20 protein-coding genes are annotated in these 25,980 nt (G+C 63.7%); 12 read left to right on the top strand and 8 right to left on the bottom strand.

The window, feature by feature from the left end; translation table 11 throughout:
* Positions 1 to 44 precede the first annotated feature (44 nt).
* From CVS27_RS01360 to CVS27_RS01310, 11 genes are all read left to right on the top strand, one after another.
* The gene (locus CVS27_RS01360) at positions 45 to 1,010 is read left to right on the top strand and encodes an AraC-like ligand-binding domain-containing protein (protein ID WP_103463938.1); all 966 of its coding nucleotides are present in this window, start codon (positions 45 to 47) and stop codon (positions 1,008 to 1,010) included.
* Positions 1,011 to 1,174: 164 nt separating this feature from the next.
* Entirely contained in the window at positions 1,175 to 2,584 is a 1,410-nt protein-coding gene (locus CVS27_RS01355) for an aldehyde dehydrogenase family protein (protein WP_103463937.1), read from the top strand.
* 191 nt (positions 2,585 to 2,775) lie between these two features.
* A complete protein-coding gene (locus CVS27_RS01350) occupies positions 2,776 to 4,278 on the top strand; it encodes an APC family permease (protein ID WP_103463936.1) in 1,503 nt (500 codons plus the stop codon).
* Positions 4,279 to 4,461: 183 nt separating this feature from the next.
* Positions 4,462 to 5,190: an IclR family transcriptional regulator gene (locus CVS27_RS01345; RefSeq protein ID WP_103463935.1), complete on the top strand. Its 729-nt coding sequence runs from the start codon at positions 4,462 to 4,464 to the stop codon at positions 5,188 to 5,190.
* Positions 5,191 to 5,873: 683 nt separating this feature from the next.
* Entirely contained in the window at positions 5,874 to 7,346 is a 1,473-nt protein-coding gene (locus CVS27_RS01340; RefSeq protein WP_103463934.1) for a fumarylacetoacetate hydrolase family protein, read from the top strand.
* A complete protein-coding gene (locus CVS27_RS01335; protein ID WP_103464113.1) occupies positions 7,343 to 8,047 on the top strand; it encodes a GntR family transcriptional regulator in 705 nt (234 codons plus the stop codon). The genes CVS27_RS01340 and CVS27_RS01335 overlap by 4 nt, the downstream gene beginning before the upstream one ends.
* A gap of 58 nt (positions 8,048 to 8,105) precedes the next feature.
* Positions 8,106 to 9,599 (top strand): 5-carboxymethyl-2-hydroxymuconate semialdehyde dehydrogenase, encoded by a 1,494-nt coding sequence (gene hpaE / locus CVS27_RS01330; RefSeq protein WP_103463933.1) that lies wholly within the window; start codon positions 8,106 to 8,108, stop codon positions 9,597 to 9,599.
* A 48-nt stretch (positions 9,600 to 9,647) separates the two neighbouring features.
* Complete coding sequence (gene hpaD, locus CVS27_RS01325) at positions 9,648 to 10,745, top strand: 3,4-dihydroxyphenylacetate 2,3-dioxygenase (protein ID WP_103463932.1); 1,098 nt, start codon at positions 9,648 to 9,650, stop codon at positions 10,743 to 10,745.
* 56 nt (positions 10,746 to 10,801) lie between these two features.
* Positions 10,802 to 11,587, top strand: a complete 786-nt coding sequence (hpaH, locus tag CVS27_RS01320) for a 2-oxo-hept-4-ene-1,7-dioate hydratase (protein ID WP_103463931.1) — start codon at positions 10,802 to 10,804, stop codon at positions 11,585 to 11,587.
* Entirely contained in the window at positions 11,572 to 12,381 is an 810-nt protein-coding gene (locus CVS27_RS01315) for an HpcH/HpaI aldolase family protein (protein ID WP_207767419.1), read from the top strand. Before hpaH ends, CVS27_RS01315 begins: the two co-directional genes overlap by 16 nt.
* A gap of 60 nt (positions 12,382 to 12,441) precedes the next feature.
* Entirely contained in the window at positions 12,442 to 13,923 is a 1,482-nt protein-coding gene (locus tag CVS27_RS01310; RefSeq protein WP_103463929.1) for an NAD-dependent succinate-semialdehyde dehydrogenase, read from the top strand.
* Between the two features lie 147 nt (positions 13,924 to 14,070).
* Here CVS27_RS01310 and CVS27_RS21445 read toward each other — a convergent pair whose 3' ends face one another.
* Positions 14,071 to 14,199, bottom strand: a complete 129-nt coding sequence (locus CVS27_RS21445) for a hypothetical protein (RefSeq protein WP_279325091.1) — start codon at positions 14,197 to 14,199, stop codon at positions 14,071 to 14,073.
* Positions 14,200 to 14,432: 233 nt separating this feature from the next.
* Positions 14,433 to 16,325, bottom strand: a complete 1,893-nt coding sequence (locus CVS27_RS01300; protein ID WP_103463928.1) for an FAD-binding monooxygenase — start codon at positions 16,323 to 16,325, stop codon at positions 14,433 to 14,435.
* Positions 16,326 to 16,717: 392 nt separating this feature from the next.
* Here CVS27_RS01300 and CVS27_RS01295 point away from each other — a divergent pair, with 392 nt between their 5' ends.
* Positions 16,718 to 19,489 carry a DEAD/DEAH box helicase gene (locus CVS27_RS01295; protein WP_103463927.1) on the top strand — a complete coding sequence of 924 codons (2,772 nt, stop codon included), beginning with the start codon at positions 16,718 to 16,720 and terminating at the stop codon, positions 19,487 to 19,489.
* A gap of 40 nt (positions 19,490 to 19,529) precedes the next feature.
* Here CVS27_RS01295 and CVS27_RS01290 read toward each other — a convergent pair whose 3' ends face one another.
* The 6 genes from CVS27_RS01290 to CVS27_RS01265 form a co-directional block, all read right to left on the bottom strand.
* On the bottom strand, positions 19,530 to 20,609 hold the full coding sequence (locus tag CVS27_RS01290) for a phosphotransferase family protein (protein WP_103463926.1): 1,080 nt from the start codon (positions 20,607 to 20,609) through the stop codon (positions 19,530 to 19,532).
* Entirely contained in the window at positions 20,609 to 21,868 is a 1,260-nt protein-coding gene (locus tag CVS27_RS01285; protein WP_243400007.1) for an acyl-CoA dehydrogenase family protein, read from the bottom strand. Before CVS27_RS01285 ends, CVS27_RS01290 begins: the two co-directional genes overlap by 1 nt.
* A gap of 59 nt (positions 21,869 to 21,927) precedes the next feature.
* Positions 21,928 to 22,722: an SDR family oxidoreductase gene (locus CVS27_RS01280; protein WP_103463925.1), complete on the bottom strand. Its 795-nt coding sequence runs from the start codon at positions 22,720 to 22,722 to the stop codon at positions 21,928 to 21,930.
* A 114-nt stretch (positions 22,723 to 22,836) separates the two neighbouring features.
* Positions 22,837 to 23,355 carry a GIY-YIG nuclease family protein gene (locus tag CVS27_RS01275; RefSeq protein ID WP_103463924.1) on the bottom strand — a complete coding sequence of 173 codons (519 nt, stop codon included), beginning with the start codon at positions 23,353 to 23,355 and terminating at the stop codon, positions 22,837 to 22,839.
* A gap of 152 nt (positions 23,356 to 23,507) precedes the next feature.
* Positions 23,508 to 24,356 carry a DMP19 family protein gene (locus tag CVS27_RS01270; protein ID WP_103463923.1) on the bottom strand — a complete coding sequence of 283 codons (849 nt, stop codon included), beginning with the start codon at positions 24,354 to 24,356 and terminating at the stop codon, positions 23,508 to 23,510.
* 117 nt (positions 24,357 to 24,473) lie between these two features.
* Positions 24,474 to 25,970, bottom strand: a complete 1,497-nt coding sequence (locus CVS27_RS01265; RefSeq protein ID WP_103463922.1) for a helix-turn-helix transcriptional regulator — start codon at positions 25,968 to 25,970, stop codon at positions 24,474 to 24,476.
* Between the last annotated feature and the right edge of the window lie 10 nt (positions 25,971 to 25,980).

Below are 25,980 nucleotides of genomic sequence, written 5' to 3'. Positions count from 1 at the left end.
ACTAGAGTGGTGGAAAAGTGTTGCCCAACACAAGGGAATTTCGAATGAACTCCACACTTGAAACCGCCGACGGCGTGCAAACCGCTGTGGCCCATTCCTTTGCCGCATGGCACGACCTCATTTCCAAGTCGTTTGTGCCGCTGCACGTCCGCTCCAGCGACCCGGACCACTTTCACGGAAGGCTGCGCTCCCGGCTCCTCGACGAACTGTCCATCATTGAGGTGACGGCCACCGGTCACAGCGTGCACCGCACCCCGTCGCTCATTGCCAGTTCGGACCGTCTCTATTTCAAACTCAACCTGCAGCTGGCTGGCACCGGGATTCTGGTCCAGGACAACCGCGAAGCCGTCCTGCAACCTGGCGACCTTGCCGTGTATGACACCAGCCGCCCTTATACGCTGGCCTTCGAATCCGATTGCCGCACTCTGGTGTTGATGTTTCCCCACGATGCCCTCGACCTGCCGGCCGGTTCAGTGGGTCACCTGACAGCAACACGGATGGCCGCCGACAAGGGACTTGGACGGATGATCAGCCCCTTCATGACACAACTGGCAGACAACCTAGAAGTACTTTCCGGACCCAGCGGGCACCGCCTGGCCCACAACACCGTGGACCTTCTGAGCACACTGTTTGCGGCGGAACTGGACCAGGCAGAGCGCGGCCCCGGGCGCCCGCATGAGGAACTTCTGGGCAGGATCCGCCGTTTCATCGAGGCCAATCTGGCCGATCCGGACCTGTCCCCGGCAAGCGTCGCCTCCGCCCACTTCATCTCCACCCGGCACCTGCACAATGTTTTCCAGGAGGCAGGAACCACTGTGGCCCACTGGATCCGCACACGCCGGCTCGAGAATTGCCGGCGCGAGCTGCGCGACCCCCTCCTGGCCCACCGCCCGGTCAGCACCATAGCCGCCCGTTGGGGATTCGTGGACGCGGCGCATTTTAGCCGCGTCTTCCGCGACGCCTTTGGCGAACCTCCCAGTACATATCGCCTGTCCAACAGTCGCACCTGAAGGCAAAAACCGCTCGTCCCGCTGATCGGGCCTGCAGGTGTTCGCCTGGGGGCAACAGGTCTTCACGGATCGACAAGACCGGTGCCCGGATGGTCGGCAAGACTTGAATTATCACTGCAGCGCCCCCACCGGCGTTGCACTTACTGACCCGAACTGGAGCATCCATGGAAACGTACACTGACCTTCTCACGGCGATTACACCGGTCTCCGGCGAGACCAGGACCATGTTGGACCCCGCCACGGGCGAAATCGTCGGCGAGGCACCGGTCCATACGGTCGAGGATTTGGAACGTGCCATCGCTTCGGCAACTGCGGCCCAGCCTGCGTGGGCCGCTCTTGGCCATGAGGCACGCAGTGCCGTACTGCTCAAGGCGGCCGACGCCGTCGACCGCTCTGCCGAAGAACTCGCCCGCCTGCTCTCCCGCGAGCAGGGAAAGCCGCTGAACGGCCCGAACGCCCGCTTCGAGGTCGGCGCCTGCGCGGCCTGGCTGCGTGCCACCGCGGCAACCGAGCTGGCCGCCGAGACCGTGGTTGACGACGGGGCGACCCACGCCCAAATCCATTACCGGCCCATCGGTGTGGTCGGTGCCATCGGGCCCTGGAACTGGCCCATGATGATCACCATCTGGCAGATCGCCCCGGCCTTGCGCATGGGCAATGCCGTGGTCGTCAAACCCTCCGAGTACACCCCGCTAAGCGTGCTGGCGCTGGTCCACGTGCTAAACCAGGAACTCCCCGAGGGCCTGCTTTCAGCCGTCAGCGGCGGCAGGGATGTTGGCGCCCGACTGGCCGAACACCCCGCGATCGGCAAGATCATGTTCACCGGTTCCACGGCAACGGGCAAGGCGATCATCAAGTCCTCGGCTGGCACGGTCAAGCGCCTGACCCTTGAGCTTGGTGGCAACGACGCCGGAATCGTACTCCCGGACGCCGATCCCAAGGCCATCGCCGAGAACCTGTTCTGGGGTGCGTTCATCAACACCGGCCAGACCTGCGCGGCCCTGAAGCGCCTTTATGTCCACGAGGACATCTACGACGCCGTCTGCGAAGAACTCACGGCCGTGGCCGCCGCCATGCCCATGGGCGTGGGCCTTGACGAAAACAACATGCTCGGCCCACTGCAGAACAAGGCGCAATTGGACATCGTTGCCCGCCTCGTGGAGGCCGCCAAGGACTCGGGCGCACGTGTGCTGCTGGGCGGAAACCCGGAAACAGGACAGCCGGGCTACTTCTACCCCACCACGCTCGTGGCCGACATCGAGAACAACAATCCACTGGTTGCCGAGGAACAGTTCGGCCCGGCCCTGCCCATCATCCGGTACAGCTCCGTCGACGAGGCAGTGGCGATGGCCAACGGGCTCGACGTCGGACTCGGCGCCTCCGTTTGGTCCGCCGACCTTGACGCGGCCCGCAGTGTCGCGGCCCGCCTCCAAGCCGGCACCGTCTGGATCAACTCCCACGGCGGAGTGGACCCCCGCATCCCCTTTGGCGGGGCAAAGCAGTCCGGCTACGGACTCGAATTCGGCGTCGAAGGCCTCAAAGCCTTGGGCGTGCCGCAGGTCATCAATGGCTAACAGCGCCATCACAGCACGTCGGCGGGGGCCTTCACCATTTTGGTGGCGGCCCCCGCCTTGTCAGGCCCTGGTCCTTGTGGGCTCCGCGGAAGTCCTGCACGGTTAGTCAACGGCGGTGCCGCGAACAACAAGCCAGCATGTGTGATAGGTGACACACTCAAGACATCTTTATTCTCCCAATGGAGGTTTTAATGTCACAGGAAAAGACTCTCCCGTCCACCGGCACCAACGCCGGCCGCGGGACCGGCAAAGGACTCAGCAAGCGCACGCTCGGCGTGCCCGCCCTCGTCTGCATGATCATCGCAGCATCCGCGCCGTTGACGGTGGTGGCCGGAGGCATTCCCAGCAACTTCGCCGTCACCGGAAACGTCGGAATACCTCTTTCCTTCATCGTCCTCGGCGTTTGCCTGGCCCTGTTCGCCGTTGGCTACGCAGCCATGAGTGCCCATATCCGCAACGCCGGCGCCTTCTACGCCTACATTGCACAGGGCCTGGGCCGGGCCACCGGGGTCGGAGCCGCCTGGGTTGCGCTGATCTCCTACAACGCGATGCAGATCGGAATCTACGGCCTGTTCGGCTTTGCCGCGGCGTCCTTCGTCAATGCCAAGCTTGGACTCAACGTCCCGTGGTGGGCGGCGGCACTGGTTGGCTTCGCCATTGTTGGCTGGCTGGGGATCAACAAGGTTGACCTGTCCGCCAAGATCATCGGCGTGCTCGTGGGGCTGGAATTTGTTGCCGTCATCGTTTTCGACGTGATCGCCCTCGCTGTGAGCCCGGAGGGTGTCAGCGGCGCCGGATTGGCCCCGTCGGACTTGTTCACCACCGGCGTCGGCGCAGCCTTGGCCTTTAGCATGGCGGCCTTCATGGGCTTTGAATCGGCCGCAATCTACAGCGAAGAGGCGAAGGATCCCGCCCGGTCCATCGCCCGGGCCACGTTCATTGCGGTTGGCATCATTTCCGTCTTCTATGCATTCTCCGCCTGGGCCATGACCATCGGCACAGGCCCCAGCCAGATCATTGGAGAATCACAAAAGTATGGCCCCGATTTGCTGTTCGCCTTCCTCTCCGGTCACGGCGCCGTGTTTATCTCCGACATTGCCCAGGTCTTGTTCATTACGAGCCTGCTGGCCGCCCTGATCGCCTTCCATAATGCGGTGGCCCGGTATGTGTTCTCGCTGGGGCGCGAAAGCGTTCTGCCACGCAGATTTGCCCGCGTCAACGCACGGCACGCCCCGGTGGCCGGGTCGCTGGCTCAGTCAGTACTGGCCCTGGTCATGCTGGCCGTGTTTGCCGTCGCCGGGATTGGATCCCCGCTCGGCGAGCTGTACCCCGTGCTCACCTTCTTCACGTGGCTGACGAACACCGCAGCCTTCGGCCTGGTGCTGCTCCTGGTCCTGATTTCGGTGGCCGTCATTGGCTACTTCCGCAAGCACGCGGCCGGGTACTCCCTGTGGATCCGGGTGATCGCGCCGACACTGTCGGCACTGACACTCGGTGCAGTGTTCGTGCTGATCGTGGTCAATTTCAATGTCCTGATCGGCTCCGATGGCAACTCGGCGCTCTCGTGGATCCTGCCGGCACTGGTGGTTGTGCCCGGCATTGCGGGGCTGTTCTGGGGCCTGAAGCTCAAGAAGGACCGCCCGGACATCTACCGTGGCATCGGCTACGGCGGGGCACCGGACACCTCCGCCTGAGATTTCGCTTAATGATGCGGAGGGGCTGCACGGTATCTGCCGTACGGCCCCTCCGCATTTGCCCGCGCCCCACCTGTATGCCAGAGAATAAGTTCTATAATTCGATTGACGTTCCTAATACAGAACAATCAACGCCATGGCCGCAAGGGCAACCACTCTCCGGCGACTAAGAAGGATGACGACGTGAATTTAGATGCAGTAGACGGCCGCGAGGCGAAGGCCCCTGCCCATTCGCAAACCCTGTCACGCGGCATCCGCGCCCTGGAAATTCTGGCCGAGTCCCAATCCCCCATGACCATCGCCGAACTGTCCGATGCGCTGGGCGTGCATCGCTCCATTGCCTACCGGATACTGCGCACCCTCGAAGATCACTCACTGCTAATCAGGGACGACGCCGGCCGTGTCCAGGCCGGCCCGGGATTGGCAGCCCTGGCCCGCGGCGTCGCACGCGATCTGCAAACAGCGGCCCTTCCCGAGCTGACTGAGCTTGCCAACGAATTGTCCATGACGGCGTTCATTGCCGTCTGGGATCACCGCGATTCGGTGACCCTTCTGACAGTGGAGCCCCGCCATTCAGGGGCAACCCTGGCCCAGCGACCGGGCACGCGTCATTCCTTCAGCTCCGGCGCGCCCGGAATTGCCATCCAGTCCGCCATGAGTGAGGACGCGTGGGCGCGGCTGGCACCGGGCCTGCCCTACCGCCCCGAGGCGCGTGCCGCCCGGACCGCCGGTTTCGCCACGAGCCACGACGAAGTCCTTCCCGGAGTTTCTGCGATTGCCGCGCCCATCCACGTCCCCGGAGGCATGCCGGCAGCCATCTGTGTAGTCTTTCTGGGGTCCGGTGGCGATCCGAGCACCATCGGTGCGCGCCTCGTGGGCAGCGCACGTGCTGTCGAGGCCCAACTCCAGTAAGTGGCCTGCACACCGAGCATGCGCCGGGTATGACTGAGGGCCACCGGCCAACACACAGCGCCACATCAGACACCGCGGAGCTGCCTCCAAGCGACCCTGCAGACATCCAAATGGGGCTGGATGTGGGGTTACTTTTAGGGCGTGGTGCATCATCTCAAGTTGCTCGCGGAATCATTCCAGTGTGGCTTGTCGTGGCCGCTGCCCGGACCTTCATCTGCGCATGATGCGCAGCGCCAGCGAAGCCGCTGCCAACGCGCATGGGCAAAGCCACTTCGGCTATGCGCCAACGGGGGTGCTGGCACTGCGCCACTGTCATTCCTGCGCAAGTGAAGAGGCCTGCAATGCGTATAGGCAAAGCCACCAGGGACATGCGCAAGCGAAGCCGCTGCCAACGCGCATGGGCAAAGCCACTTCGGCTATGCGCCAACGGGGGTGCTGGCAATGCGCCACTGTCATTCCTGCGCAAGCGAAGCCACTGGCAACGCGCATGGGCAAAGCCACCTGGGGCATGCCCAAGAGATTTCGCTAGCAATTCTCAACTGAGGCACCCGCCCCATTTCGCGAGCACTTTACATGAGCCTCGTCGTAGGGTTGACGTGACCGAGGTAACATGACTACGATGATTGTATACGATTTCGTATCTTATTCTCAGGGCCAGCAACCCACCATCCCAGGAGTGTTCCGTGGAACAAGTCACCGCAGCCACCGTCAAGCAGGCCGGCAAGGTCATCGCCGTCCATCTGGCGTACCAGTCGCGTGCCGACCAGCGCGGCCGCACCCCGGCCAAGCCTTCCTACTTCCTGAAGGCCTCATCGTCGTTGAGCCTGAGCGGCTCGGAGATCGAACGTCCTGCCGGCTGCGAGTTGCTCGCCTATGAGGGCGAGATCGCCCTTGTCATTGGCACTGCGGCACGCCGTGTCAGCGTCGACGACGCCTGGTCACATGTTGGGCATGTCACGGCAAGCAACGATCTTGGTGTGTATGACCTCAAATACGCGGACAAGGGTTCCAATGTACGGTCCAAGTCCGGCGACGGCTTCACCCCGTTCGGCCCGGCTCTCATCCCGGCGGACGCTGTTGACCCGGCGGACCTGCGCGTGCGGACCTGGCTCAACGGGAACCTGGTCCAGTCCGACACCACCGCCGGATTGATCTTCCCCTTCAGCCAGATCGTGGCCGACCTGTCTCAGCTCATGACGCTGGAACCAGGGGACGTGATCTTGACCGGGACTCCTGCAGGCTCCTCGGTTGCCGGCCCCGGAGATGTCATCGAGGTCGAAGTCGACGCCCCGGCCGCGGGGCTGAGCACAGGACGGCTACGCACCGCCGTCGTCCAGGGCACCGAAGAGCTGGCGGACTTCGGCAACAAACCCAAGACCACCGACGGCGACCGGGAGGAGGCCTGGGGCTCCGCCGAAGCCGCTGGTCTGGCACCAAAGGGCCTCAGCGCGGAGCTCAAGCGCAAGCTGACCAGCGTTGGCACGGCAACGCTCAGCGCCCAGTTGCGCCAGCGCGGCTTGAACAACGTCAGCATCGACGGGCTCAAGTCCACCCGCCCGGAACTGCGGATCGCCGGCACCGCCCGCACCCTGCGCTACGTGCCCAACCGCGAGGACCTGTTCAAGGCCCATGGCGGCGGTTACAACGCCCAGAAACGCATCATCAACACGCTCAATGAGGGCGATGTGTTGGTCATGGAGGCCCGCGGCGAGCCCGGAACGGGAACTGTCGGGGACATCCTGGCCCTGCGCGCCCAGATCAAGGGCGCCGCGGCCATCGTGACCGACGGCGGTGTGCGCGACGTTGCCGCTGTGGCGGCATTGGACATGCCCACCTTTTTCACTGGCGCGCATCCGGCCGTTTTGGGCCGCAAGCACATTCCGTGGGACACGGACCTGACCATCTCCTGCGGTGGCGCCACCGTCCAGCCCGGTGACATCATCGTTGGCGACTCGGACGGGGTCCTCGTGATCCCGCCGTCGTTGGCAGAAGAGGTTGCAGACGCCGCCATCATCCAGGAACACGAGGAAACTTACATCGCTGAAATGGTCACCCAAGGCCACAGCGTCGAGGGCCTGTACCCGATGAATGCGGCGTGGAAGGCGAAGTTCGCCGAGTGGGCCGCCACGCATCCCAACCCGGCGGCGCAGCCGTGACCGAGCGGAACGCGGGCTCACCCTCGATCAGTAAGTCAGAGCAGGCGTACACCGCCATCAAAGCCAAAATTCTCGGCGGCGAGTTCACCCCGGGCTACCGGCTGGTGCTGGCCGCGCTGGCCGCAGATCTGGGCTGCAGCGTGGTGCCGGTGCGCGAGGCAATCCGCCGGCTCGAGGCGGAAAATTTCGTGACATTTGAACGCAATGTCGGCGCCACGGTGGCCGGGATCGACCCGACGGAGTACCTGTATACGATGCAGACGCTGAGCATTGTGGAAGGCGCAGCCACAGCGTTGTCCGCCCCGTTGATTACGGCATCGGACATTACGCGCGCACGGGCCATCAACGCACAGATGCGCGAGTGTCTGAATAATTTTGACCCGGTCCGCTTCACCTCACTAAATCAGCAATTCCATAGCGTGTTGTTTGAGAACTGCCCGAACCCGCACATCCTGGACCTCGTCCACCGCGGTTGGAACCGGCTCCAGGCTCTGCGCTCATCCACGTTCAGTTATGTCCCGGGACGGGCCAGTGAATCCGTGGCCGAGCATGAAGGGCTGCTGCAAATACTCGAGAGCGGCGCCCCCGTCGAAGACATCGAACGGGCCGCCCGCGCCCACCGCGCATCCACTCTGGACGCCTATCTGGCACGCAGCACTCCCGAACAACAGGCCCAAGGACCACTGGCCCTCTCCTACTAATGCAATCATCCACAACCCATCGCTGATCTCGGCAACGACGCAGAAAAGAGCATTCATCATGGCTGAGCACTACCTTCCGGACAACCTGCCCACCCACATCCAGCACTACATCGACGGCAAATTTGTCGATTCCGTTGGCGGGGAGACCTTTGACGTGCTGGACCCCGTCTCCAACGGCAACTACGCCACGGCCGCCGCCGGGCAAAAGGCTGACATCGACCTGGCCGTGGCCGCCGCCACCGAGGCCTTCAACAACGGCCCGTGGCCGCGGATGAAGCCACGTGAGCGCGCCCGCATCCTGAACAAGATCGCCGATGCCGTTGAGGCCCAGGAAGCGCGCCTGGCCGAACTGGAAACGTTCGACTCCGGCCTGCCAATCACCCAGGCCCGCGGCCAGGCTCTCCGAGCCGCGGAAAACTTCCGCTTCTTCGCAGACCTGATCGTTGCCCAGTTCGACGACGCCATGAAGGTCCCCGGCGCCCAGATCAACTACGTCAACCGCAAGCCGATCGGCGTTGCCGGACTTATTACGCCCTGGAACACGCCGTTCATGCTCGAGTCCTGGAAGCTCGCCCCGGCGCTGGCCTCCGGTTGCACAGTGGTGCTCAAGCCCGCCGAGTTCACCCCGCTGTCCGCCTCCTTGTGGGCCACCATCTTTGAAGAAGCTGGCCTGCCGCAGGGCGTCTTCAACCTGGTCAACGGACTTGGCGAAGAGGCCGGCGATTCGCTCGTCAAACACCCCGGCGTGCCGCTGATCTCCTTCACGGGTGAAACCACCACGGGTCAGACCATCTTCCGCAACGCCGCGACCGGACTTAAGGGCCTGTCCATGGAACTCGGCGGCAAGAGCCCCTGCGTGGTCTTCGCCGACGCCGATCTCGACGCCGCGATTGACTCCGCATTGTTCGGCGTCTTCTCCCTCAACGGCGAACGCTGCACTGCCGGGTCCCGCATCTTGGTGGAGCAGTCCATTTACGACGAATTCTGTGAAAAGTTCGCCGCACGGGCCAAGAACATTGTGGTGGGCGACCCCCACGACCCCAAGACCGAGGTGGGTGCGCTGGTTCACCCGGAGCACTACAACAAGGTCATGTCCTACGTGGAAATTGGCAAGACCGAGGGCCGCCTGCTTGCCGGCGGTGGCCGTCCCGAAGGCCTGGAGACCGGCAACTACGTCTCCCCCACCGTCTTCGCGGATGTCTTGCCCGAGGCTCGAATCTTCCAAGAGGAAATCTTCGGTCCCGTAGTCGCCATCACCCCGTTTGAGAACGACGACGAGGCGCTGGCTTTGGCGAACGGCGTCAAGTACGGCCTGGCTGCTTACATCTGGACGCAGAACCTCACCCGCGCCCACAACTTTTCCCAGAACGTCGAAGCCGGCATGGTGTGGTTGAACAGCCACAACGTCCGGGATCTGCGGACCCCGTTCGGCGGCGTCAAGGCTTCCGGCCTGGGACATGAGGGCGGCTTCCGCTCCATCGACTTCTACACGGACCAGCAGGCTGTGCACATCACCCTCGGCACGGTCCACACCCCCAAATTCGGCGCCTAACCCGCACCCCCACCCAGTTTTTCCGGTTTTTCCGCAAAGGAGCGAATCATGTCCAACGTCATCCCCAAGCCCTCCGTCCCGGCTCCCGATATCCTGCGCTGCGCGTACATGGAAATCGTGGTCACCGATCTGGCCAAGTCCCGTGCGTTCTACGTCGACCTTCTCGGCCTGCACGTGTCCTACGAGGACGACAAGCAGATCTACCTGCGCTCCTTCGAGGAGTTCATCCACCACAACCTGGTACTGACCCTCGGCCCGATCGCAGCGGTGGCAGCATTCTCCTACCGTGTGCGCTCCAACGCTGACGTCGACGCCGCCGAGGCCTATTACAAGGAACTGGGCTGCCGCACCGAGCGCCGCACCGAAGGCTTCGTGCGCGGCATCGGCGACTCTGTCCGCGTCGAGGATCCGCTGGGCTTCCCGTACGAGTTCTTCTTCGAGTCCACGCACGTCGAACGCCTGCACCAGCGCTACGACATCTATTCGGCCGGCGAGCTGGTCCGCCTGGACCACTTCAACCAGGTCACCCCCGATGTCCCGCGCGGCCGCAAGTACCTCGAGGACCTGGGCTTCCGCGTCACCGAGGACATCCAGGACGACCAGGGCGTCACCTACGCAGCCTGGATGCACCGCAAGGGCACCGTGCACGACACCGCCCTGACCGGCGGCGACGGCCCGCGCATGCACCACGTTGCCTTCTCCACCCACGAGAAGCACAACATCATCCAGATCTGCGACAAGATGGGCGCGCTGCGCATGTCCGACCGCATCGAGCGCGGCCCGGGACGCCATGGCGTCTCCAACGCGTTCTACCTCTACATCCTGGACCCGGATGACCACCGCATCGAGATCTACACCCAGGATTACTACACCGGTGACCCGGACAACCCGGTCATCACCTGGGACGTGCACGACAACCAGCGCCGCGACTGGTGGGGCAACCCGGTTGTACCGTCCTGGTACACCGAGGCCTCCCTGGTCCTTGACCTTGACGGCAAGCCGCAGGACGTCGTCAAGCGCACCCACTCCTCGGAGATGGAGGTGACCGTAGGTGCCGACGGCTTCTCCTACACCCGCGGGCCGGGCGACGCGATGACCGGCGATCCGGGCGAGGAAATCGGCTTCAAGATGGGCCACCAGCTCTAGATCGAAGGTCCTTCGCCGGAACTAGGATCTAAGCCTTTGATAATAGGAGACACACCATGCTTGATGACGCAACGATTGCCCGCATCGCCGATGAACTGGTCGATGCGGGCCGCACCCGGACGCCGATGCCGCGGCTGACGGCCCGTTACCCGGACATGACGGTGGAGGACTCCTACCGGGTCCAGAGTTTGTGGCGACAGCGATGTGAAGCATCCGGCCGGGTGCTGGGCGGTCACAAAATTGGCCTGACGTCCAAGGCCATGCAGTACGCCACGGGCATCACGGAGCCGGACTTCGGCATCATCTTCAAGGACATGATCCTGGAAAATGGGGCCACAATCGCATGGAAGCAGTATTCCCATCCACGCATCGAGGTGGAGCTGGCGTTCCTGCTCAAGGATGACATCAGTGGCCCGGACGCTACCATCTTCGATGTCCTCCGGGCCACCGAATATGTGGTTCCGGCCCTGGAGATCCTCGATTCGCGGATCGAAATGGAGGGCCGGACCATCGTGGACACCATCAGCGACAATGCTGCCATGGGTGCCATGGTGGTAGGCGGAAATCCGGTAAAGCCGGACGCCCTGGACCTGCGCTGGATCTCGGCCATCCTGTATAAGAACCAAACAGTCGAGGAGACCGGGGTGGCGGCCGGGGTACTGAACCACCCGGCGTCGGGCGTGTCCTGGTTGGCCAACAAGATCGCCCCCCATGGGGAATCCCTCAAGGCCGGGGAACTCATTCTCGCCGGCTCCTTCACCCGCCCCATGTGGGTCCATGCAGGCGACACGGTGTTTGCCGACTACGGGCAGTTGGGGACCATCACATGCCAGTTCGAATAAATTCCGACCCGTCATTCAGGGACGCATTGGTCTCGGCCGACCGTCCCCTATCGGGCATGTGGGTGTGCTCGGGCAGCCCGCTAGTGGCCGAAATTTGTGCCGGCGCCGGTTTGGACTGGCTCCTGATCGACGCCGAACACAGCCCCAACGGTCTCGAGGGGATCCTCGCTCAGCTCCAAGCCGTACGCGGTTACCCCGTCACGGCCGTGGTGCGTCCGCCCGTTAACGACGCCGTGATCATCAAGCAATACCTTGATCTCGGCGCGCAGTCCCTCCTCATCCCCATGGTGCACACCGCCGACGAGGCTGCGGCTGCGGTATCAGCTACCCGATACCCGCCTCTTGGCGTCCGCGGCGTGGGCTCGGCCCTGGCCCGTTCGGCCCGCTGGAACCGCATCCCGGACTACCTGGCCCACGCGTCCGAAACCATCACGGTGGTCGTCCAGATCGAGTCGGCACAGGCCGTTGACAACGTGGCGGAGATTCTAGCCGTTGACGGGATCGACGCCGTCTTCATCGGCCCCTCGGACCTCGCCGCGTCCATGGGCGTGCTGGGACAGCAGGAACACCCTGACGTGGTGGCCGCCGTCGAACATTGCATCAACGCCGCCAAAGCCGCCGGCAAACCCGTGGGTGTCAACGCCTTTGCCGAGGCCACGGCGCGCCGCTACCTGGCGGCCGGTGTGGACTTCATCCTTGTAGGCGCGGATGTGGCACTGCTTGCGCGCGGCGGCGAAGCCCTTGCTGCCAAATATGTGCAGGCCCCCGGCACCGGCCCCACATCAAGCTACTGACCCGTCGATGGTTGAGCCCGTCGAAACCACCCTCTTTTCGATTTTTCAAGGAGCAAACGCATGACCATTACAGCTAGCCGAGAAGCGGAGCTGCTTGCTTCGGTACCCACCGGGCTGCTTATCAACGGCCAATGGCGCGACGCCGCCGGCGGCAAGACCCTGGATGTCCACGATCCAGCCACCGGCCGCGTCCTGGCTTCCATCGCCGACGGCGGCAGCGAGGACGCCATCGCCGCCCTCGATGCTGCGTCCGCAGCCCAGGCCAGTTGGGCCCGGACAGCACCGCGCGTTCGGGGCGAGATCCTACGCAAGGCCTTCGAACTCGTCACCGCGCGGACCGAGGACTTCGCACTGCTCATGACGCTGGAAATGGGCAAGCCGCTGGCCGAGGCCCGCGGCGAGGTGGCCTACGGTGCCGAGTTCCTGCGCTGGTATTCAGAAGAAGCCGTGCGCGACTATGGCCGCTACCTCACCAGCCCCGAGGGCAAAAACAAGATTTTGGTCCAGCACAAGCCCGTGGGCCCGTGCCTGTTGATCACGCCGTGGAACTTCCCGCTGGCCATGGCCACGCGCAAGGTGGGCCCGGCCGTTGCGGCAGGCTGCACCATGGTGCTCAAACCTGCGAAACTGACACCGCTGACTGCCCAGCTGTTTGCGCAAGTCATGCAGGAGGCCGGGCTGCCCGACGGCGTGCTGAACGTGGTCTCCGGCTCCAGCGCAGCGGCCATCTCGGGTCCGCTACTGAAGGATTCACGCCTCCGCAAAATTTCCTTCACCGGATCTACCGCCGTGGGCAAGAGCCTCATGGCCGACGCGACCGAAAACGTCTTGCGGACCTCCATGGAACTGGGCGGCAACGCCCCCTTCCTCGTTTTCGAGGACGCCGACCTGGAAAAGGCCGTTGACGGTGCCATGGCCGCCAAGATGCGCAACATGGGCGAAGCCTGCACGGCCGCCAATCGTTTCCTGGTCCACGCTTCAGTGGCCGCCGAATTCACGTCCAAGCTGGCCGCCCGCATCGGGGCCCTGACGGTGGGTCGAGGCACGGAGGGCGGCACCGACGTCGGCCCGATGATCGAGGAAAAGGCGCGCGCCGGCATCCATGCACTGGTCACCGCCGCCGTCGCCGAAGGTGCCACAATCTTGGCCGGTGGCGACGTCGTCGAGGGCGAAGGCTACTTCTACCAGCCCACCGTCCTGGGTAATGTGCCCAACGACGCCGCGATCCTGCAGCAGGAAATCTTTGGCCCGGTGGCCCCCGTGACCACATTCACCGACGAAGCTGATGCCATCAGGATCGCCAACTCCACCGAATACGGCTTGGCCGCCTACCTGTACACGCGGGACTTCTCCCGCCTGCTGCGGGTGAGCGAACAACTGGAATTCGGCATGGTGGGCTTCAATGCCGGCGTCATCTCCAACGCGGCCGCACCGTTTGGCGGGGTCAAGCACTCGGGCTTAGGCCGTGAAGGCGGCTCTGAAGGCATTGCTGAATACACCACTACCCAGTACATCGGCATCGCGGATCCGTATCAGGACTAGAACGCACGCCCCTTAAAGGCTGTGCCGTGCGGCCCCCGGCTTGATAGCCAGGGGCCGCATTGTTGTGGCGCGCACTGCTCGGCCCGCAAGCACTCGCTGGACGGATCCCCGGGATTCAAGGTCGTCGATCTGGGTTAGCCCGGGCACTTAGTACTTGTGGGACTGGCCGTACTCGATGGCTGAGTTGCGGGTCAGGCCCACCACTCCGTGCCTGGCGGCGGCGTGGCCGGACTGGCTGCCCACCCCGCGGATGCCGCCGACAGAGGCGGTGTTCACGACGGCGCCTACCCCTGCACACGCATGACCTTCAGGACGTGCTTGAGCCCGTAAAAGACGCCGGTGAGGTTGATGCCGACTACTTTGCCGAATGCGTCCGGGGCATACTTGAGGATTTCCTGTGCCGTTTCCTGCAGGCCGGTGGCGTTCAGATCGACCGGGGTGCGTCCGGAACGGCAGGTGGGCCCCGCAGCGAATTGCCGCGGGGCCCACCTTATTTTTGCTGGGCGCTGCTAGACGCGTGCGCCCGAGTGGATCTGGGCGAAGAACTGACCCAGTTCGGCCGTGGCCGTGAGCGGCAGGACGTTCGCCACGTACTGGTCCGGGCGGACCACGACGACCACGCCGTCGCGGGAGAGCCCGCGCTCATCGAAGATGTCGGCGCCGGGGACCGTCCCGTAGACCTTCTCGTATTCGGTCAGCTTGAACGGTCCAACCTCCGGCTTGAACACTGCCGGAACAGCGTTGATGTCGATGTCCTCATGTCTTTGCTGGTAGATAACCTTCACATCGAACCAGGCATCGGCGTCGAGTCCGTTGGGTGTTGCCGCGAGGGGTGACTGCGGCGAAGTGGAGAGCCATTCGGCGAAGTCCGCGACAGGCGAGGCAGCGCCGGCCGGAGAAGGGTCGGCGAAGACGTAGATGCGCCACCGGCCGTCAGCCGTGGCATGGTGGCCCAGGTGCATCGGATTCGTGTCGCAGACCCGGGCGGCAAGTGCCGACTTGAAGCGCTTGCCCAACGGGAACCCGGTGGCCAGCTCCTGGTGCGTGGCAACGCCCGTGATCAGCGAGGGGGTGTACTCGGTCATGAAGCCGGCAGGGAATTCGGCGGTGCGCACGTAGAAGTCCTCCAGGGCTGACGGGCTGTCAAACTCCTCGGGTTTCTTGGCCATCATCGTGGACCATTCCTTGTCAAAATCGATGAGGTTCTTTGCCACAACCTGGCGTTCGGCCGAGTAGGTGGACAACAAGCTCTCCGGACTGCGCCCCTCAAGGACGTGGGCGAGCTTCCAGCCGATGTTGAAACCGTCCTGCATGGAGACGTTCATGCCCTGGCCGGCCTTGGCGGAGTGCGTGTGGCAGGCGTCGCCGGTGATGAAAACGCGCGGGGTGCGCTCGCCAAGCTGCTCGGGGAGCAGGTCATCGAAGCGGTCGGTGAGGCGGTGGCCCACCTCGTACACGCTGTGCCAGGCGACGTTGCGCACCTCCAGCGTATAGGGGGTGATGATGGCGTTGGCCTTGGCGATCATTTCCTCGACGCTTGTCTTGCGGACGTTGCCATTGTCGCCCTCGGGCACCACGCCGAGGTCAACGTACATGCGGAAGAGATGCCCGCCCTCGCGCGGAATGAGCAGGATGGAACCGCCGTCGTGCGACTGGATGGCGCACTTGGTGCGGATATCGGGGAAGTCGGTCTTGGCCAGCACGTCCATGACGCCCCAGGCGTGGTTGGCCTGGTCCCCTGCCATGGTGCAACCGATCGAGGCGCGGACCTTGCTGCGGGCGCCGTCGCAGCCCACCACGTATTTGGCGTGCACCGTCTTCTCCATGCCCTCGTCCGGTCCGGCGCTCCGCACAAGTGTGACCTTCACCGGATAGTCGCCCTCGTCGGCAACTTCGAGACCTTGGAAATCCCAGCCAAAATCTGGGGTCAGTCGGGCGGCGGAGTTCTTGGCGACGTCGGCAAAGTAGTCGAGCACGCGGGCCTGGTTGACGATCAGGTGCTTGAACTCGCTGATGCCAGTTGCGTCGTCCTTGGCACGGCCACCGCGGACAATGTGTGTGGGGTTCTCGGTGTCCGGGCGCCAGAACGCCATCTCGGTGATCCAGTAGGCCTCCGCAGTGATCGCCTCGGCAAAGCCAAAGGCTTGGAAGGTCTCGACACTGCGGGCCTGGATGCCGTCGGCTTGGCCGATCGCCAGCCGTCCGTCGCGGCGTTCCACCAGGCGCGTGGTGATGCCGGGGAACTGGGCGAGCTGGGCCGCGGTCAGCATGCCAGCCGGGCCCGAGCCGACAATAAGCACATCCACCTCGTCGGGAAGCTCCTCGGGACGGTCAATGCCGGTACCTGCCGCCGCTTGAATGCGCGGGTCACCGGATACGTATCCGTGGTGGTGGAACTGCACAAGAATCTCCTCACTGCACTGTGGGCGGCTTCTTCACCACCATGTAAATTCGTTCACTATCTGAACACAAAGTTCTAATAGTGCACACTAAGCATAATTGTGTGTGCCACCTCACGCAAGTGTGTGGCAAGATTCATGTGAAGTGCACGCGAAATCTCTTGCGCATGCCCATGCGCGTTGCCAGCCGCCTGGCTTGCGCAGGAATGACAGTGGCGCAGCGCCAGCACCCCCGCTTGCGCATAGCCGAAGTTAACTTGGGCCATGCGCACGCCGCGGTGCTGGCGTTGCGCATTATGCGACGCTGAAGGTCCGGGCAGCGGCCACTTCCTGCTTGTCCATGGTGAGTAGACTTCGAAAAGAGTGTTCCAATAGCTGATTGGGGAGAAGCTGCCGTGATTGATCCGCGCCGCCAGGCCGTCCTTGTCCGTTCCGGCGCGACAGGTGCCTGGGCGGACAAGACCCGGGATGTTGTCAGCTATCGAGCGGACCCGTCCTACGTTTACCTCACATTCATGGTGCAGAATCGGGAAAAGGAGTATCGGTACCGGGCAGAAAAGGCGGCAATCCTGTGGGACCCAAGGGCCATACCGCTCAACGCGGGCATCAGGGTCGCGGTGAACGGCGCCCTCTGGAACAGTCTTACCGAAGTGTGGCGCTTTGACGGTCCCGATGGACCCTGGTGGCGAATTTTCTACACCACAGCGGGACAGGTGGCCTATCGAAGTTACCCGGATCACGAGATCGATTTCCGCCAGAACGCCGCGGGGTCGCCCCAGGCATCGAGCATTCTCGACTATTGGCGAAGCATCGTGTCCGGTCTGGTCCAGGACAGCCCGAACCGGCCGTCCTTTGAGCGTTTGGGCTTCGTCGATTCGCAGAGCGTGTTGGGCAGGTACCTCAACGGCGGACACATTGAATCGTCGGACAAAGTCGGCACGATGATCTTCCCGTTCTCGGCAAACCTTAGCCAGCGCGAGGCCGTCGGGACGTGCTTGAGCCACCCTGTTTCGGTGATCGACGGGCCACCGGGCACCGGTAAGACGCAAACGATCCTGAACCTGATCGCCAACATCATTGCCACGCCCGGCGCCACTGTCGGCGTCGTCTCATTCACCAATTCTGCCGTGGACAATGTCCGGGAAAAACTTGCGGAGGAGGGGATCGACTATGTGGTTGCGGGATTGGGCCGCAAGGAAAAGAGGGCGGAGTTTTTTGCCGGTCAAGCGGCCAGAAACGCGGAAGTCGCCGGTCTTTTCGACGGCGGGGCGGTGCCGATGCCGCCGGATGAACAGATCGCTGACGCAGACCAGCGCTTGCAACTATTGCAGGAGACCGAGAGGCGTTTGGCCCAGTTGCGGCAGGAGAGCGATGCCTACCAACTCGAACGTCGTCATTTCGGCCGATATCTCCATAACCATGCGCCAGCAGAGCTTGCGGGACTCCCGCTCCTGCAACAGTCCTCGGGACGCATCCTTGACTACCTGGCCGAGACGGCGCTGTGGCGTGCGGACGATGGTCCCATCCGGCGCCTGCTCCGGAAAGTCAGGGGATACTTTCGGTACGGATCTGCCCGGTCCCTGGATCCGTATGACACTGACTCGGTGCTTCGCCTGCAGCGCGCGTACTACGACAACAAGATCAGCGAGCTTCGGCACGAAATCCGGCAGGCCGAACAAACGCTGGAACAGGCCGACACTGCATCACTGGCCAAGGAACACCGGCAGCTTTCATCCCAGGCGCTTCGAGCCGGCCTCCAACAGCGCTACGCCCCATTGTCAGCGGAAATTTACGGGCCAACGACGTACAAGCAGCAGTTCGCGCAGTTCACCCGGGACTACCCCGTCATTCTCAGCACGTGCCACTCGTTGGGCTGGAGCCTCCCCGAGGGGTTCCTTCTGGACTATCTCATCATCGATGAGGCGTCCCAGGTCGATCTGCTAGCGGCCGGACTGGCGCTAAAACATGCACGCAATGTGATCGTCGTGGGTGATCTCCGCCAGCTCCAGCACATCGCCGACAAGGCGGCGTCCGACCGTGCAATTCCATCACCGGCACCGGCCTACGACTATCAGCAACACAACATCTTGTCCTCCTTGATAGCGCTTTATGGCGACGCCCTGCCCCGAACAATGCTCCGGGAGCACTATCGCTGTGATCCGACAATCATCGGATTCTGCAACAAGAAGTTCTACAACGGACAGCTCGTTCCCTTCACGAGCAGTGGGCCCGGGGCGCGCCCTTTGAGAATCGTGCGCACCGCTGCGGGAAATCACATGCGCGAACATCAAGGAGGCGGGCGTTCAAACCAACGGGAGATTGACGTTGTGGTCCAGGACGTGATCCAGCAATACTTTGCCGACACCGACAAGGACAAGATCGGCATTGCAACGCCGTACCGGCTCCAGGCCGGCAAATTCACCGAACAGTTGACTGGCATTCAGGCAAGTACAGTCCACAAGTTCCAGGGCCGCGAGAAGGAAGTGGTCATCATGAGCACGGTCTTGAACGAGAACGTCAACGGCAGAAACGGTCTGGACTTCGTGGACGACCCCCACTTGGTCAACGTGGCAGTCTCGCGCGCCCAGAAGCAATTCGTGCTCGTCACCAACAGCGGCATGCTGCCCAAGAGCCGCAACCTGCGGGATCTAATCGACTACATCCAGTATCACGATCCGGGGCAGGAGGTTTTTGAGAGCACAATCGTGTCCGTTTTCGACCTGTTGTACAAGGACTACTCGCCTCGTCTGAGGCCGCTGGCAGGCCGGCTGAGGAAGCGGACCGGATTCGCTTCCGAGGACATTGTTTGGACTGTGCTCAACGAGATCCTCACAGAAGGGCCGTATGGCGATTTCACCGTGGCGGACCAGGTCGTCCTGCGCAACCTTCTACCGGACCTCACCAGGCTCACCGCCGAGCAGGCAGCCTACGTCAGGCACCGGGCAACGACTCTCGATTTCGTGGTTTACAACCGAATCAGCAACAGGCCGGTCTTCGCCATCGAGGTCGACGGCTTCGCGTTCCATGAAAACGACCCCCGGCAGCAAGTTCGGGACGCCCACAAGGATGCGATCTGCGCCACTCACCAGATCCCTCTTCTACGGTTGCCCACCACAGGCAGCGAAGAGGAACGACTGATCCGGCAGTGGCTCGACACCTGCGTGTGATCCGGGGCCGCCGCACCGTTGCCCGGATACGAAGGATAAGTTACGGCAGTTTGGCTGCGTGGGCTGCTGCCGCCTCGAGCAGCCGCGGCACGCCCGCCTCCAGTGCGGCCCCGAACGCCGAACCGTCCGCGCGTTCCCCGCGCTTCCACCGCGTGTGGATCGCCTCGCTGAAAATGGCCGCCTTCCAGAGCGCCAGCGTCTGGTACCAGGGCAGCGCGGACAGGTCCAGGTCAAAGTGCGCGTTGTAGCGCTGCGCCATGTCGGCACGGTTGAGGTAGCCCGGCTGCGCCGTCACGGGCGTCAGTTCCAATAGCGTGGCGGGGGTGCCGGCCTGCGCGTACGTGGCCGTCAGGTAGCCCAAGTCCGCCAAGGGATCGCCCAGGGTGGCCATCTCCCAGTCCAGCACCGACTTCACGTGGGCTGGGCCCTGCCGGCTGAACATCAGGTTCCCCAGCCGGTAGTCGCCATGGATTACCGTATTGCGCTGGGTGACCGGCCGGTTCGCCTCAAGCCAGTGCGCCAGCTGGGCCACCTGCGGAAGTTCACGGCTGCCAACCATCTCCCACAGCGCCGAAAACCGCTGTACCTGCCGTTTCAGGTATCCGTCAGGGCGCCCAATCCCGGCAATGTCGCCGCTTTCGATATCCACCGAATGCAGCCTCACGACCATGTCGGCGGCTGCCTCACTCGTGGCACGGCGCTGTGCGGGAGCGTCCAAATGCTCCGGCACGGTGTCCGTCACCACGTCTCCGTCCACATGGCTCATCACGTAAAACGGCACACCCAGCACGTTGGCGTCCGCGCATACGGCCAAGATTTTGGGCACCGGTATGCCCAGCGGCGCCAACAGTGACTGGATATGCGCTTCCCGAACCATGTCGTGCGTAGTCGGTGGCAACGGTGGCCTTGGCCCCCTGCGAAGCACGACGTCGGCCGCATGCCTTTTAATGCGGAAGGTCACGTTGGACTGTCCCTCGCCAATGCGGTGCGCATGCACCGGTCCGGACCCGATGCCGGCGGCATCCAGAAATTCCTCCACCCGTTCAAGGATCAGAAGGGGTGGCCGTTCCGTCCGGGCGACTTCCGCTGTTGTCTGCACAATGTCCTGCATACGGCCCATCAGCGTTCTCCGTCGTGGTTGTGGACCGCGCCCTGGAACGGTTCGCCGCCCTCAACAGCACGGCGCCTGCTGGAGACCGCCCGCCGGGCGATGGCCCATTTGTGGGTTTCGGTGGAACCGTCGTAGATCCGGAAGGGGCGCACCTCGTTCAGGTACTGCGCCAGCGGCAATCCGTCGGACACGCCGTCGCCCCCGCACAGCTGCACGGCCCTGTCGATCACCCTGTAGACAGCTTCGGAGCAGTGCACCTTGGCCATGGAGGACAAGGCCGAACCAGCCTTCGGGTCCACGGCCAGCAGGGACGCGCACTTGGCAATAATGGCGTCGGAGGTCTCAAGGTCGATGCAGGACTGGGCAATCATCTCCTGCGCGATGCCCAGCTGCGAAAGATGGGCGCCAAAGATCTCCCGCGTGTTGGCACGGTCCAGCATGATGTCCATGGCACGCCGGGCCAGCCCCAGCCAGCGCATGCAATGCGTCAGCCGGGCCGGGCCAAGCCGCAGCTGCGCATACGTGAATCCCAGTCCTACCTCGCCAAGAACAGCCGAACCTGGGACGTGGACGCCGTCGAAATGCACATGCGGATGCCCGCCGGGCAGGTACCTGTCAGTGGTGTGAATGGGGGCGCCGAGCCGCACGCCCGGCGTGTCCATTGGCACCAGGAAGATGGTGGCGCCGTCCGGTGCCCCCTTGCCGGTGGCGCCGTCCGCACCCGTGCGCGCCATGACTATGGCAAACCCGGCGAACGTGGCGCCGCTGGTGAAGCGCTTGTGCCCGTCGATTCGCCAGCCGCTGCCGTCGCGGACGGCGGTGGTGGCCAGGGCCTCCGGGTCCGACCCGGCACCGGGATGCGGCTCAGACATGGCAAAGCACGAGCTGATCTCACCGGCGGCCAGCGGGGCCAGAAAACGCTTCTTTTGTTCACCTGTGCCGATCAGGTTCAGCATGTGCATATTGCCTTCATCCGGCGCCATGCAATTGAGCACCGCCGGGCCGATCGGCGAATATCCTGCCTCCTGAAACACTGGCGAGCAATGCTCCAGGGCCAGCCCCTGGCCGCCGTACTCAACCGGCATGTGCGGGGCAAACACCCCTGCTTCCCGCGCAGCCTGCGCCAGATCGCGCCGGACCGTCAGATTCAGCGCCTGGCCCGGCCGCGGTTCGGCGGGGAGCACTGTGCCACGGATGAAGTCCCGCGTGCGCCGCCGCAGCTCCTCCACGGACTCCGGGTACAGCCCGGCCTGGGGTGTGCTGTTCACGTGCTGCTCCTTGCCTTTGAAGTTGCCTGACGGCCGTGTCTTTCCCACAAAAGCCACGCTCAGCCGAGCCCGCCCGCGTTGCGCAGGCCGCCGTCGAGCGTGAGGATCTGACCCGTCACCCAGGAGGCATCGGCGCAGGCGAGGTAGGCAACTGCTGCAGCCACGTCGTCGGGCTCCCCCAACCGTCCCAGCGGATACGCCGCGGCAACCTCCGCCTCGCGGCCTTCGTACAGGGCGCGGGCAAACGTGGTCTTGACCACGGCGGGGGCCACCGCATTCACCCGGATATCCGGCGCCAGCTCCATGGACAGCGTGCGGGTCAGGTGGGAGACAGCTGCCTTGCTGATGCCATACAAGCCCAGGCCGGGTGCGGGCACGTCGCCACTGACAGAGGACACATTCACCACATTCCCGCGCCGCTGCCGGAAACCCAGCCCGGGATGTGCCAGCACAGCTTGCGTCCAGGCCAGGGTGCCCAGAATGTTGACCTCAAATATCTTGCGCGCCGCGTCTAAGTCCGCCGTTTCCAGCGGCCCGAACACGGGGTTGATGCCGGCGTTGTTGACCAGGACGTCCAGCCCGCCAAAATGATGTTCGACGGCGGCCAGCACCTCCGCACGGTGGTCCGGGTCATCCGCGTGCCCGGCAAGGGCGATCGCGTTTCCGCCAAGGGCTGCGAGCGCCTCATCCAGCTGTTCCTGGTGGCGCGCCGTAATAAGGACGCTGGCCCCCTCGGCGGCGAGTCGCTGCGCCACCGCCAGCCCGATCCCCCGGCTGGCACCCGTAATGACGGCCGCTTTGCCCAGGAACCTCTGGCCGAGGGTAGTCGGTGCGGGCGTGCCGTGGTGGGGCATGGTGGTCCTCTTCGTTGAGTCTCCGGCTTACTTGGCAGTAACTACTGCCAGCATGGTGCGGAAACCATCAACGGTCAAGGGATCGGGGTCTGGCAGCGCGTTGCTGCGGACTGCTCAGCCCTTGTCGCGGAGTGCGTTGCGCTGCGAGGCGCCAGCGGCCTCAGAGACGTGCAACTGCTCGGGCGTGCGGCCGTCACGGTTCAAGGGCGGGCAGAGTTCTTCGCGCATGGCGTCTTCAAGGGCCGCGACGGGCTCAAGGTCGTCCACCACGGCAAACGCCATGCCAAGGTTGGCCACAATCCAGGCGCTGAGCACTTCTTCGTCCACGTCGGTCAGCCGGGGATGGGCGGATTTTCCGTGCCACTGCGCCTGCAACCCCAGAATGGCCGCCAGAGAGCGGCGCAACGTGGACTTGGAGGTTTGCACCGCGTGGTGCTTGGCGCGGCTGCGCAAGTTGGTGGCCTTGCCCACATACAGCAAGTCACCGCGTTTCAGCGGGGCCAGCTCCGCGGGCCAGTTTGCGTCCTTGGGCAGGGCACCTGTCAGGTATATCTTGTAAATGCCGGGGGCAAAGGGCATTGCCTTCCACGCTTTGCTGGCAGGGGCCGTGGCTGTCCATTTGAGATCATTCATGCGTTTGACCCTACGGCACGGCTGCACCAATCCGCTCTTTGGGCCGACTCCCCTGCCGGCGGCACCGCTTCTCGCTGGGATGTCCGCCCGGGGCCGGGTTGTCCTGCTGGAACGGCATTCCTATGGGCACCTGGCCGCGTTGGAGGCGTCAGCTACGCGTCGACGAAGTCTTCTTCAAGCTCGAATTCCACCGTGGCAAGGACTTCCTTGGTTTCAGGGTGGATCATGACGGCTTCGGCGTCGCCCTCAAGCATGATGAACTCGCCCTGGTCTGTCCTGAAGTGCCAGGCCAAAACAGTCTCGCCGTTGTGCTCAAAGTTGGGATCGCCCATGGTGATCTTCTCCAGCTCGTGACCCGCCTCGGCGCAGAGTTCGCGGATAATGAGCTCAAAATCGGGCGCATCCTCCAGCTCTGCCTCTTCGGCTTCGGCCTGGCGCTGCGCCAGGTTCGGAATCCCTGCCACGCGTGTAGCGATATGTGCTTGAAGTTCCTGCTCATCGAGCACCAGCAGCCCCGGCTGGCTACGCAGCCACACGGCGTTGAGCCCTGTAACGTCTTCGGACTCCAGCAGTTCCTCAAACTCACCGTCGAGAGCTTCCATGGTGGCAACGGCGTCGGACGGGCCGGACTCCTCATCGCTTTCACCTTCAAGGTAGGCCTCCATGTCTGTTTCGGACAGGGAGTCGTAGTGTTCAATGGTGCGCTCGAACAGTGCCAGGTGCTCCTTGGCGCTCATGCCCTCCAGGCCCTCGCGAATGTAGTTGTCCAGTTCGTCCCGGTCCGGGGTCATGAACACATACTGGGCAAAGCCGCCCTCGAGCATCTGGGTCAGGTAGAAGTCCACGAAGTAGCTGCGCAGGGCATCCGGTGCGATTTCCTCAGCGTTGAGAAGCGCCTGGTACATGGCGTTCACCACCTCCACGTTGTCCCCTACAACATCTTCGTTGCTGGCGGCTGCGCCTTCGATGGTCAAAATGACAGGGAGTTGTTGCGTAGTCATGAAATTTCCTCACTGTTGGGAGCCTTGGTGCTGTTGACACCTTCACGCTATGTCTCCCAGCGGTCATTGTGCCTGTGCGCCAAGTGAACGTCAGGCGAAGACTTGGCAGCCGCCCGTTTACCGCCCTTCGTGGGCTGCCAGGAATCTGTAGACCTCAGTCTCGTCGACGCCGGGAAAAGCCCCTTGCGGCATGGCCGCCAGCAGGTGCGAGTTGGCCCGCGTGGACGGCCAGGCGTTGCCGGCCCATTCCGCGGATAGTTCCGCCGGCGGCCTGCGGCAGCAGCCCGGATCAGGGCACTTGGATTGAGAGCGCTCGGTGGTTTCCCTGCCCCGGAACCACTTCACGTGCGCATACGGCACACCGATGCTCAGCGAGTACTCGCCCGAGGAATGGCGCTCGGTGCGGGCCGTGCACCAATACGTTCCCACGGCCGTGTCCGTGTACTGGTTGAAGGCCCGGAACTTGTCCGGCACATCAAAGACGGCCCGCGAGGTCCAGAACCGGCACACTGCCTGCCCTTCGATGGCGCCGGTGTGATCGGCAGGGAAGTTCACGCCGTCGTTCTCATAAGCCTTGTGGATGATCCCGGACTCATGCACCTTTTGGAAGTGCGTGGTGATGCCCAAATGCTCCGTGGCCAGGTTGGTGAACCTGTGTGCGGCCGTCTCATAGGAGACGGCGAAGGCGTCGCGGATGTCCTCGATGGCCAGTTCCTTGGCGGCCTTGGCCTCCTTGAGGAAGTCCACCGTGGCCCGCTCGGGCATCAACAAGGACGCGGCGAAGTAGTTGGTGTACACGCGCTGGCGCAAAAAGTCTGCGTAGTTCGTTGGCGTCTGATGCCCCAAAACGTAGTGCCCCAGTGCCTGCAGCAGCACCGACCGGGGGTCGTGGTCGGAGCGCTGTCCCTGGGTGAGATAAATTCGGCGATTCTTCAAATCCGTTACCGAGCGGGTGGAATGCGGCAAATCTCCCACGTAATGCAGGTCAAAACCCAGGTGTTCGGCCACGTCGGCGGCCACGTGGTGGGACAGCGGGCCCCTGTCGTGACCCACCTTGGTCAACAGCTCCTGGGCCTGGCGCTCAATCTCCGGGTAATAGTTGTTGCGCTCGCGCATTTCCATCCGCAATTCATTGTTGGCCCGGCGTGCTTCCTCCGGCGTGGCCGACTGCTCATCCAGGCGCCGCTCCAACTCATGCTGCAGGCCCACCAGCGACTCCAGCACTTCGGTGGAAAGCCGCGAACTGACGCGCACTGTGGGCAGTCCCAGCGACTGGTACAGCGGCCCGCGCTGCGCCCGTTCGAGCTCAATTTCCAGCGCGGCGCGCCTGCTGGGCGGCTCTGCTCCCAGCAGCTGGTCGAGCCCCACTCCCAGTGCCACGGCCAGGTGCTGGAGCAGCGTCAGTTTGGGCTCGCGCTTGCCGTTCTCAATCAAGGAAAGTTGCGACGGCGCAGCCCCCACTTTCTCGCCCAGATCGTCAAGGGTCATGCCCAGATTCTTGCGCAGGTGCCGCACGCGTCGGCCCAGCGAAATGATGTCCAGCTCGCTGTTTGCAGCGGCGTCCTTGCCGCGCGGCTCCCGCACCTCGGCTGTGTTCCATCCCACATTCGTCATTTCTTGACGA

The organism is Arthrobacter glacialis, assembly GCF_002909445.1.
GTDB classification, from domain to species: domain Bacteria; phylum Actinomycetota; class Actinomycetes; order Actinomycetales; family Micrococcaceae; genus Specibacter; species Specibacter glacialis.
This window is presented reverse-complemented; position numbering and strand designations above follow the sequence as displayed.